The organism is Alcanivorax sp. MD8A (genome assembly GCF_002888555.1).
Classification (GTDB): Bacteria; Pseudomonadota; Gammaproteobacteria; order Pseudomonadales; family Alcanivoracaceae; genus Alcanivorax.
Genome location: NZ_AQOQ01000036.1, coordinates 21,670 through 32,060 on the forward strand (window position 1 = coordinate 21,670; position 10,391 = coordinate 32,060).

The following is a 10,391-nucleotide window of genomic DNA, read 5'->3' on the forward strand; positions in this document are numbered from 1 at the left end:
CGATGTGGGAGCTTGCCTGCAAGCGGCAAGCTACAAGCTACAACGCGAAATCAGCTCCTCGCAACGTAAGCGTCCTGCCCGCGAGCATGATGTTAGACATTGTGCACGGGTAAGGCGCCAGAGGCTTCAGCCCCTGACTTTCCCATGTTGAAGCTTGTCGCTTGTAGCTTGGAGCTTGAGGCGGTCCTTAAAGTTCGAACCCGACCGCGATACGGTAATGGCGTTCAGGCAAGGGATACAGGGTGGCGCTGTTGGCCGTGGCGTTGTAGTTGCCGTAATCCGCGACCTGATGGTTCTCAAGGTTGTAGGCGCCGGCGCGCAGGTAGAGCCCGCGGTAGTGGGCGGTCAGCTGCAGGTCCGTTGTGCGATAGTGATCCAGCTTCGTGTACTGGTTGGCCAGATCGCCGTCGTAATGACGGTCGCCCACATAGCGATGACTCAGTTGCGCAGACAGCCAGCGCAGTGCTTGCCAGTCGGCGATCAGCGCCATCGTGTGCTCGGGCACCAGCGGGACATCGTTACCGCTGTATTGGCCACCATCAAAACGGGCCTGTTGGGCACTGGCGTTGGCGGTGAACGTCAGGTCCTTGTCGACCTGCCAGCGGGAATTGATGCTGATGCCTTTGTGGACGGTGGGGTCGTCCAGATTGCGATTGGTGAACGTGGCCGGGTCAAACAGGATTTCATTGTCGATCTCGCTGCGCCACAGGGTCAGGGTCGAATACTGGAATCCCTGAGACCAGCTGGCGCCGACGGTATAGGTTTTGCCGGTTTGGGGATCCACTGGCGGGTTGAAGGGCGACAGTTCATCCAGGTTGGCAATGCGCACGCTGCGCTGCGCGCCGGCGAACAGGGCCAGATTGCCGGTGAAGGTGTATCGCAGGCCGCCTTCATACATCTCGCCGTCCTGATCCTTGTTGGCCCCTTCACCGCTGAGCGTGCTGTCCAGCTTGCGGGCACCGGCACTGATGGAAAATTTCGGGGTGAGGCTGATCAGGTCGTGGATATACCAGGCACGCTGGGACTGTTCCAGGTCCCGGTTTCCGAAGCTGGTAATGCTGCGGTAGTCATATTCATAAAGATCGACACCCAGGGTCCAGTTATGCACTGCGCTGCCGGTGGCGCTCTGGCCTTCCAGCTTGGGGGTGACACTGTAACTGTCTACCCGGGTGTCACCGAAGCTGCTGCTGGAGACATAGTCGAAATCCTGGTGTTGGCGTCGACGGCTGACATCCAGGGTCAGGGCGCTCTGGTCCCCCAGGGCAATACGGATTCCCGGCATCAGCCAGTAATTGTCCTGCTCGGCTTCATCCTGAGGGGTGCTGGTGCCTTGCGGGTCGTCGCGGAATTGGTTCTGGCTCGCATCGATGGTACGGCCACCCGGAAGCCCCAATGATTGTTGTTCGCCGGTGGCGGTAAAGTAGGCTTGGAAGCCCTCTCCCTGATAACGCAAATCGCCGAAGACACTGTGATTGCGGGTGTCGTTATTGTCCCGATAGCCGTCGCTGATCAGGCTTTGAGAGGCCAGTGCGCCACTGATTCTGTCGCGGTTCCCGGTGGCATGGAACTGCCCTCCCAGTGCGTTATAGCTGCCACCGCTGACTTCCAGCCCGGCGCTTTGTTCGTATCGCTGCCGGGTGACGATGTTGATGGTGCCACCTGTAGCGCCATTGCCGTACAGGGCGGCCCCGGCGCCGGGAAGGATTTCGATACGCTCAATGGCCGCAAGAGGGATGCCGGTCAGGTTTGGCGAGCCAAGATCGATGCCGCTGAGGCGCCGGCCGTTGAGCAGAATCAGGGTGTTCTGGTTGCCGGTAGCGCCAAAGCCCAGCAAGTCCAGGCTGGCGCCGCTGCCATTGATGCCGTACAGCTGGCTGGCTTGCAGGCCGCCCACCGTGTCGAGGACCTCACTCAGGTCGCTGGCAGGCAGACTGTTGAGGGTGTGACGGTCGAGGATCACTGCGCCAACAGGCAATTCCCGCGCCAGACTGGTGCTGGTGGCACCACTGACCTTGACGGTCTGGAGTTCATTGGCGGCCAGAAGTTGACCAGAAGCAAGCAGGCTGACAGCCACAACAAGAGAACGCTGCATCGGGATTCCACGACAGATGACAGAAGTAGGCGAACAATGCTGGCTACGATGGCGAAAAACGCGGCTCAATGCCAGTGTAGTAGGGTAAAAAGTAGCAGGGTAAAAACCTGGGTCGGGTGACCGTCGTCACTGGCCGCGCGTGAGTGACGCAATGATCGCCAGGTGTGCTGGCACGGCGATGCCAAGCCTGTTGGCTTGTGTCACCAACCAGCCATTGATGGCTTCGATCTCGGTAGGCGCGCCGCGCTGTCGATCAGCACGCATGGAGGAGGTGTTGCCCGCCGTTGCTTGGGCGATGGCCAGCACATTGTCCAGGGAATGCCCCGGCCAGTCCGGGTTCAGGGCTTGCAGTACCCGATCCGCTTCCTGGCAAAGGCGTGTAGCAGCGTCTCGCAGGGCTGGGTCGCTGACAATATGGCCATTGGGCACATCGTGGAGCGCGGTGAGCGGGTTGATGACTGCGTTGGCCACCAGCTTTTTCCACTGCGGTTCACGGATATCGTCACACCACTGAAGATCTGGCCAGTGCGGGGTCAGGCTGGCAAACCACTCGGGTTGCGGACCGTTGCCCCCCATCCAGGTGGTGTTTTCGGCGACGATCTCATGGTCGGGATGCTGGCCCTTGACGGCACTGGTGGAGACGGCTTCTACCACCTGCCCGGAAGGTAACAGCCCATCCAGGGCTCCCAGCCCGTTTTGCAGTCGCAGCACCTGTGTCTCCTCGTTTATCCAGGGCAACAAGGGGCTTAACGAGGATCGCGTGTAGGGGGTTTTAACCGCCACCAGCAAATGCCTCACAGGGCCTGTAATAGCTTCAGGGGCCAGGGTGGGCAGTTGCAGGGCAAGCTCCGGGTTACCGGCGCGATGGAGTTGTTTTTTCAGGTCTGAGGACGCGCCGGAGCGGACGACAGTGACGCCATGACCGGCCCGGGTCAGGTACCAGGCGGCCAGGGTGCCCATATTGCCAGCGCCCAGCAAAAACCAGTGTGGGAGAGAGGATGTCATGGCCGCATGGTATGCCAGCGACCAGTGAAAGTCAGGCGCTGGCGGAGACGGCCACGATCCGTTTGCCGGACAGGGACTGGTCCAGTTCGGCACTGGCCTGGTCGAACATCTGCTCGGCACTGGTCCCACCCTCGGTGGCGGTGAGGGCCATGCTGACCTGCAGGCTGATAAAACCGGCGGCGGTCTGGTAGGCGCGATGGTTCAGGTTTTCATACAGACGACGGAAACCAGAGGGGTCGCAGTTATCCAGATGGGGTTGCCAGGTGACCAGGGCAAACAGATCGGGTTGCAGGCGACAAAGATGATCCAGCGGCCGTACCGCCTGACGCAGGCGCCGGCTGAAGGCGAGCACCCCCTGTTGCATGACCTTTTGACCGCGCTCACGTAGCAACGGCTCGTAGCCTTCCACGCGCAGCAGGATCAGGCAGGCAGCGCCACTGCGTTTCTCTGCCTGCTTGATGGTGCTGTTGAGTGCGCGAAGGCCGTCCTGGCGGTTGCCGAAACCGGTGAGCGGATCGACCAGTGCCTGACGTTTGAGCTGCCGATTGAACGACAGCATACGCTGGTAGTCGGTTTGCACGCGGTTATGGCGCTGGATGATCCGGTCGGCGGCCATGACCCGGTGCTGCAGTTGTTCGGTCATGGCGGATTTGGAGACAAAGTCGTCTACGCCCTGATCAAACGCCTGTTGCAGGGCGTCCACCCCTTCACGGGCGGTAAGCAGTAGCACATAGGTATAGCGGTTGTTGGCTTCGTCGCTCTGGCGAATGCGGCGGGTGAGTTCCAGACCGTCCATGCCGGGCATCAGCCAGTCTGCCACGACCAGGTCTGCCGGTTGTTCGGCGAGCTGGCCCAGGGCATCGTGGGCGCTGTGGGCATGACGAATGCGGGTATAACCCGCGGCTGCCAGGGTGCGATTGACCACGGCCGCCGAGAAGCGGGCATCGTCTACCACCAGAATATCCATTTCCGACACGTTCATTGGCGTTCTTGTTGTTTTTTGTAAACGTCAACTATAGCCGGTTTGTGAATTGATTGAAAATTATACTGTGACCCTGTTGGGATCGCCGCCGCGACTCAGTTCCGGAAGGTGGGGTGGCGCTGGATCAGGTAGATCAGCCCCAGCACTGGCACCCCCATCAGGCTGGCCAGTATGAAGAAGCCTGGGTAGCCCAGGTTGTCCACCATGCTGCCGGAATAGCCGCCGATGGTTTTGGGCAGCAGCGTCATCAGTGAGCTGAAAATGGCGTACTGCACGGCGGTAAAGGAGACATTGGTGAGTTGTGAGAGGAACGCCACAAAGGCGGCGCTGGCCAGCCCGGCGGTCAGATTGTCCGCGGAAATGACCGCATAAAGAATTCGGATGTCATGTCCGGCATAGGCCAGCCACAGAAACAGCAGGTTGGTCGCCACGGTCAGAACGGCGCCCAGGTACAATACCTTGATCACGCCGTGGCGCATTGCCAGCAAACCGCCCAGAAAGCCCCCGGCAATGGTCATGATCAGGCCGAAGGTTTTCACCACCGCTGCAATTTCGGTTTTGGTAAAACCGATATCTTCAAAAAAGACATTGGAAATCACCCCCAGCACAATGTCGGATACCCGGTAGAACCCCACAAACACCAGCAGGAGCAATGCAAGGCGGGAGCCGTATCGCTGGAAGAAATCGAGTACCGGTTCAACGTAGCTCTCGTGCACCAGTTGTTTTTCGTAGAGCGGGGTCAGCCCAAGCAGACGAATCACCACGAACACCACCCCTATGGCGACTGCCAGGCGCAGGCTTTCTACTGCCAGACCTGCCATGGCGCCGTTGTTCAGCACCAGTTCCAGGGCCTCCCGGGCATTGGCTGAGATGCCGCGGGTGAGCACATAGGTGGCGACAAAGGCGAGGATGCCCGCGACGAAAATGCTCAGAAACTTCAGGTACTGGCCGCTGCTGTATTGATACGGTGACGGGCGGGGGTTGGCCGGCTCACGAATGATCAGGGTGGTGACTGCGCCTACCAGCATGGTCAGGGCCATGACGCCATAGGTGGTCTGCCAGGCGGCGTAGCTATAAGCCTCGCTGGTGGAGCCCAGCACGCTGGCCAGCACCAGTGATCCCGCGCCGGAGGTGAGCATGCCGATCCGGTACCCGGCGATATAGGACGACGACATCAATGCCTGCATCTCGGCGCCAGCGGATTCGATGCGGTATGCATCAATCACGATGTCCTGGGTGGCGGCAGTGAACCCGAGCATCACCACGGCGAATGCCATCAGGTTCAATGCCCCGGGTTGGGTGGGGTCCACCAGGGAGATGCCAAAAATCGACAGGGCAACGGTGAGCTGCGCGATCAGCAGCCAGGCCCGCCGGCGCCCCAGCCATTGGGTGAGGCCGGGGACCGGCAAGCGGTCAATAAGCGGTGCCCACAGGAACTTGAAGGAGTAGGCAAGCGCGGCCCAGCTGAAGTACGTCACGGTGGAGCGATCCACACCGGCTTCGCGCAGCCATAACGACAGGGACGAAAAGATCAGCAGTAAGGGAATTCCTGCCGAGAACCCGTAGAAGAACATGGTGACAACACGGGGATGCAGGAAGGCTTTCAGGGAATCCTGCCAGCTGGAGGCTTGTGATGGCATGTCAGATTAACGGGCTCTTCCAGTGGGCGAAGGGATCATCATAGACACTTTGTCAGCGGGGAGCGATGCGGGTTCAATCGTTCCAGGTGACAAAAAAGCGGTTGGGGACCTTGCCGCCCGTCACTGCCACTTGCTCGTCCAGCAAGCGCTGGATCTGTCTCTCCCCTGCTGGTGTACCGGCCAGGGCAATGCGGCCATCACCACGCAGCACCCGGTGCCAGGGCAGGCGCGAGTCGCTGGGCAACTGGCTCATGAGCCGCCCAACAAAGCGGGCGTGGCGGGGAAAGCCGGCCTGTCTGGCCACAGCGCCATAACTGCTGACCCTGCCGGCCGGGATGGCGGCGACAATCTGGTAGACGGCGTCTCGGAATTCATTGTTCATGGGGAAAGCTTCAAGCCACAAGCGGCAGGCTGCAAGAGAAAACATACGGCTCATCGCGGCTTAGCGGGGAAGGGCGATATGAAGCCGCGTTGGTTGGAAATCGCCTCAGGCGATCTCTGACATGGCTTGCCAGTGCGGAAGGAGAGCCGGGATCTGGAAGACGGCGGAGATCGGCTTGCGCCGATTTCCGCCCTACGGTGTTGTCTGTTCTTCAGGGTAGCGGCATACAAAAAAGGGCAAGTCCGAAGGCTTGCCCTTTTTTGTGTCCACCACATCATGCTGGCTCACAGCTCACAGCTCACAGCTCACAGCTCACAGCTCACAGCTGCTTAACGCAGCCCACCGTCCATATCGATGCAGCGACCGGTGAAGTAGTCGGTTTCGAAGATGAAGGCCACGGAGCGGGCAATATGCTCGGCTTCACCCAGACGACGCAGGGGGACCGCTTGTACTAGACGATCGCGGGCTTCCGGCTTCATGGCGGCCAGCATGTCGGTGTTGATGGTGCCCGGGGCAACGGCACCGGTGCGGATGTTGTAGCGGGCCAGTTCTTTTGCCCACACTTCTGCCATGGCCGCCACGGCGGATTTGGCGGCAGAGTAGTTGCTCTGGCCGAAGCTGCCGTGCCGGGCCAGCGAGGAGATGTTCACGATCACGCCTTCCTCGGTACCCAGTTCCAGCATTTTGGCGGCGGCTTCACGACCGCACAGGAAAACACCTGTCAGGTTGACGTCGATCACGGCCTGCCACTGTTGCAGGCTCATCTTGCCGACCACTTCGCCATCCTTGTACTTCACCAGCAGACCGTCACGGGTGATGCCCGCGTTGTTGACCAGACCGTGCAGGGCACCAAAGTCGTTACCCACGTTGTTGAACAGGGTTTCGACTTCTTCTTCCTTGGCCACGTTGGCAATGTAGGCACGGGCTTCGCCGCCAGCGGCTTCGCAGGCTGCCACGGTGGCGTCCAGGTCTTCCTGGTTCAGGTCCACACAGGCGATGCGGGCGCCCTTGCTGGCGAAGTAGCTGGCAATACCACGGCCCAGACCGCGGCCGGCACCGGTGACAACAATGACTTTCTGGTTCAGATCCATGGTGATTCCTTAGACTGTCGGTTCACGTTGAGGGCGATTATGGGAGCGGCCTCGGGCAAGACCAATGACCGGATTGCTCAGGGGGGCTGGAAAACCGGGAAAGCGGCAGGGCTGCCAATCGCTGCTATTATCAGTACAGCACGCCAGGAAGGTGGTGCGGCAGCCGAGACAAGGAGAGGAAAGCATGCAATTGGAAGCCGACGCCCAGTCGTTCATGTATCAGCACAGCCATGCGGCACTGGCCACGGTGGATGCCGGGTTGCATCCGCTAAGCACGGCGGTCAACACGGTGCCGGACCAGGAAGGACGCTTGATCGTGCTGCTCAGTGATCTGGCGGAGCATACCGCCAATATTCGCCAGAACCCGGCCGCATCGTTGATGTGGGTCGAGCAGCAACATAGTGACTGGCAGGCGGCACCGCGGTTGTCTGTCACGGGTGAGATGGTGCGGATTCCGGCAGAGCAGGGTGAGCGCTACCTACAGGTTTTCCCCCATGCCCGCGACTACCTGACGCTGGATTTTCACTTTTATGCCTTGCGCCCGGAAAAAGCACGCTGGATCACGGGCTTTGCGCGTGCCCAATGGCTCAATTGCGATGCGGTTGCCCAGCCGTGGGGGTGGGACCTGGCCCGGGAGCAGGCCATGGTCGGGCACATGAATGATGATCACGGTGACGCCGTGGATCATTATCTCAGCCTGTTGGGCGAGCCGGGAGAGGGCGCAAGGATGTTGGCCATTGATCCCTGGGGGGCCTGGCTGTGGCATCAGGAGCGCCTGCGCCGCCTGCCGTTTCCTGCCCGGGCGGAAGATGCCGGCCAGGTCCGTGAAACCCTGGTGATGCTGGCACGCACCCGGCCGGAAGAATTTTTCCTCGCCCGCCCTTGAATCCTGCCCCACAAGCCCCATTCCTGAGCCCTGCAGACAGTCAGCAGCAAGCGCCTGTTTCCTGTTGACTGTACTGTCATCATTACTATGATTGGCACTCGACTCGTTAGAGTGCTAATTCGGACTGCCAAGCCGGCCCTGTCGTTGGCTTGGATGTCATCAGAACTAAACTGGGAGTTTAAGGAAAATGAACATCCGTCCTTTGCATGATCGCGTGCTGGTTCGCCGTGAAGAAGAAGAAACCAAGTCCGCTGGCGGTATTGTGCTGCCCGGTTCTGCCACCGAGAAGCCGTCCCGTGGTGAGGTGATCGCCGCCGGTAATGGCAAGATCGCCGACAACGGTGATGTACGTCCGCTGGACGTGAAGAAGGGTGACAAGGTGATCTTCGGTCAGTACGCCGGTAACACCGTGAAGGTGGAAGGCGAAGAGCTGCTGATCATGAGCGAATCCGAGATCCTGGCCGTCATCGAAGGTTAAGGGCTGGGCGCTGATGCCCGGTACCACAGGATCAAGAACACTAGAGTCCCCCGTTATCGGGGATGGAAAAGATTTCGCAGAGGTAAAGAACAATGGCTAAAGAAGTACTGTTTCGTGATGACGCCCGTGCCCGTATGGCCAAAGGGGTCAACATTCTGGCTGACGCTGTAAAAGTAACCCTCGGTCCGAAAGGCCGTAATGTGGTGCTGGAAAAATCCTTCGGCGCGCCCACCATCACCAAAGATGGTGTGTCCGTGGCCAAGGAAATCGAGCTGGAAGACAAGTTCGAAAACATGGGCGCCCAGATGGTGAAGGAAGTGGCGTCCAAGGCGAACGACGAAGCCGGTGACGGCACCACCACTGCCACCGTACTGGCCCAGGCCATCGTCAACGAAGGCCTAAAGTCTGTTGCCGCAGGCATGAACCCGATGGACCTCAAGCGTGGTATCGACAAGGCGGTAGACGCGGTTGTCGGTGAGCTGAAGAAACTGTCCACTCCCTGTGACAGCACCAAGAGCATCGAGCAGGTCGGCACCATTTCTGCCAACTCTGACAAGTCTGTAGGCGAAATCATTGCCCAGGCCATGGAAAAAGTAGGTCAGGAAGGTGTGATCACCGTTGAAGAAGGCCAGTCCCTGCAGAACGAACTGGAAGTGGTAGAAGGTATGCAGTTCGATCGCGGCTACCTGAGCCCTTACTTCATCAACAACCAGGAAAAAATGCAGGTTGAACTGGAATCCCCGTACATCCTGTTGGTTGACAAGAAAATCTCCAACATTCGCGAACTGCTGCCGGTTCTCGAAAACGTGGCCAAGCAGGGCAAGCCGCTGATGATCATCGCCGAAGATATCGAAGGCGAAGCGCTGGCGACCCTGGTAGTGAACAACATGCGTGGCATCATCAAGTGTGCGGCGGTGAAGGCGCCGGGCTTCGGTGATCGTCGCAAGGCCATGCTGCAGGATATCGCTATCCTGACCGGTGGCACCGTGATCAGCGAAGAAGTAGGTCTGAGCCTGGAAAACGTTTCCCTTGAAGACCTGGGTACTGCCAAGAAAGTGAACATCGACAAGGAAAACACCACCATTGTTGATGGCGCAGGTCAGCAGGCGGACATCGATGCCCGCGTTGAGCAGATCCGTCGCGAAGTGGAAAACTCTTCCTCTGATTACGACAAGGAAAAACTGCAAGAGCGCGTGGCCAAGCTGGCCGGCGGTGTTGCCGTGATCAAGATCGGTGCTGCCACCGAAGTGGAAATGAAAGAGAAGAAAGCCCGCGTTGACGACGCCCTGCACGCGACCCGTGCTGCGGTGGAAGAAGGTGTGGTACCCGGCGGTGGTGTGGCTCTGGTGCGCGCTCTGGCCAACATGGGTGACATTGAGGGTGATAACGAAGAGCAGAATGCCGGTATCGCCATCGCGATTCGAGCCCTGCAGGCGCCGCTGCGTCAAATCGCTTTCAACGCCGGTGCGGAAGCATCCGTGATCGTTCAGGAAGTGCGCAACGGCTCTGGCAACTATGGCTACAATGCCGCCACCGGCGAGTACGGTGACATGCTGGAAATGGGTATCCTGGATCCCGCCAAGGTAACCCGTACCGCGCTGCAGGCAGCGGCTTCTATCGCTGGCCTGATGATCACCACCGAAGCCATGGTGGCTGACAAGCCGGAAGAAAACGCCGGTGCCGGCGCCCCGGATATGGGCGGCATGGGTGGTATGGGCGGCATGGGCGGCATGATGTAAATCAGCCGGTCATTCGACCCCTTAAAAACAAAAGCCCCGCTTCGTGCGGGGCTTTTGTTTTTAAGGGCAGCTCACAGCTCACAGCTCACAGCTCAC

The 10,391-nt window shown here is 59.6% G+C and carries 9 protein-coding genes; 3 read left to right on the forward strand and 6 right to left on the reverse strand.

Annotation, left to right across the window (positions count from 1 at the left end):
- Positions 1 to 187: 187 nt before the first annotated feature.
- The 6 genes from A15D_RS14740 to A15D_RS14765 all read right to left on the reverse strand — a co-directional run bounded on the left by A15D_RS14740 (position 188) and on the right by A15D_RS14765 (position 7,192).
- The gene (locus A15D_RS14740) at positions 188 to 2,092 is read right to left on the reverse strand and encodes a TonB-dependent siderophore receptor (RefSeq protein ID WP_102792546.1); all 1,905 of its coding nucleotides are present in this window, start codon (positions 2,090 to 2,092) and stop codon (positions 188 to 190) included.
- A gap of 126 nt (positions 2,093 to 2,218) precedes the next feature.
- A complete protein-coding gene (locus A15D_RS14745; protein ID WP_102792547.1) occupies positions 2,219 to 3,097 on the reverse strand; it encodes a ketopantoate reductase family protein in 879 nt (292 codons plus the stop codon).
- A gap of 31 nt (positions 3,098 to 3,128) precedes the next feature.
- Entirely contained in the window at positions 3,129 to 4,079 is a 951-nt protein-coding gene (locus A15D_RS14750) for a response regulator (protein WP_102792548.1), read from the reverse strand.
- A gap of 95 nt (positions 4,080 to 4,174) precedes the next feature.
- A complete protein-coding gene (locus A15D_RS14755; protein ID WP_102792549.1) occupies positions 4,175 to 5,719 on the reverse strand; it encodes an MFS transporter in 1,545 nt (514 codons plus the stop codon).
- Between the two features lie 73 nt (positions 5,720 to 5,792).
- Complete coding sequence (locus tag A15D_RS14760; RefSeq protein WP_102792550.1) at positions 5,793 to 6,101, reverse strand: MGMT family protein; 309 nt, start codon at positions 6,099 to 6,101, stop codon at positions 5,793 to 5,795.
- A gap of 329 nt (positions 6,102 to 6,430) precedes the next feature.
- Complete coding sequence (locus tag A15D_RS14765) at positions 6,431 to 7,192, reverse strand: SDR family oxidoreductase (RefSeq protein ID WP_022986259.1); 762 nt, start codon at positions 7,190 to 7,192, stop codon at positions 6,431 to 6,433.
- Positions 7,193 to 7,376: 184 nt separating this feature from the next.
- On the opposite strand from A15D_RS14765, the gene A15D_RS14770 reads away from it, so the two are divergent.
- The 3 genes from A15D_RS14770 (at position 7,377) to groL (ending at position 10,295) form a co-directional block, all read left to right on the forward strand.
- On the forward strand, positions 7,377 to 8,078 hold the full coding sequence (locus tag A15D_RS14770) for a HugZ family protein (RefSeq protein WP_102792551.1): 702 nt from the start codon (positions 7,377 to 7,379) through the stop codon (positions 8,076 to 8,078).
- Between the two features lie 187 nt (positions 8,079 to 8,265).
- Positions 8,266 to 8,556, forward strand: a complete 291-nt coding sequence (locus A15D_RS14775; RefSeq protein ID WP_022986261.1) for a co-chaperone GroES — start codon at positions 8,266 to 8,268, stop codon at positions 8,554 to 8,556.
- A 92-nt stretch (positions 8,557 to 8,648) separates the two neighbouring features.
- Entirely contained in the window at positions 8,649 to 10,295 is a 1,647-nt protein-coding gene (gene groL / locus A15D_RS14780; RefSeq protein ID WP_102792552.1) for a chaperonin GroEL, read from the forward strand.
- The last annotated feature ends 96 nt before the right edge of the window (positions 10,296 to 10,391 follow it).

Excerpts from the sequence above, each read along its gene's own strand:
- A15D_RS14740 (WP_102792546.1), bottom strand. The coding sequence starts at position 2,092 with ATGCAGCGTTCTCTTGTTGTGGCTGTCAGCCTGCTTGCTTCTGGTCAA.
- A15D_RS14745 (WP_102792547.1), bottom strand. The coding sequence starts at position 3,097 with ATGACATCCTCTCTCCCACACTGGTTTTTGCTGGGCGCTGGCAATATG.
- A15D_RS14750 (WP_102792548.1), bottom strand. The coding sequence starts at position 4,079 with ATGAACGTGTCGGAAATGGATATTCTGGTGGTAGACGATGCCCGCTTC.
- A15D_RS14755 (WP_102792549.1), bottom strand. The coding sequence starts at position 5,719 with ATGCCATCACAAGCCTCCAGCTGGCAGGATTCCCTGAAAGCCTTCCTG.
- A15D_RS14760 (WP_102792550.1), bottom strand. The coding sequence starts at position 6,101 with ATGAACAATGAATTCCGAGACGCCGTCTACCAGATTGTCGCCGCCATC.
- A15D_RS14765 (WP_022986259.1), bottom strand. The coding sequence starts at position 7,192 with ATGGATCTGAACCAGAAAGTCATTGTTGTCACCGGTGCCGGCCGCGGT.
- A15D_RS14770 (WP_102792551.1), top strand. The coding sequence starts at position 7,377 with ATGCAATTGGAAGCCGACGCCCAGTCGTTCATGTATCAGCACAGCCAT.
- A15D_RS14775 (WP_022986261.1), top strand. The coding sequence starts at position 8,266 with ATGAACATCCGTCCTTTGCATGATCGCGTGCTGGTTCGCCGTGAAGAA.
- groL (WP_102792552.1), top strand. The coding sequence starts at position 8,649 with ATGGCTAAAGAAGTACTGTTTCGTGATGACGCCCGTGCCCGTATGGCC.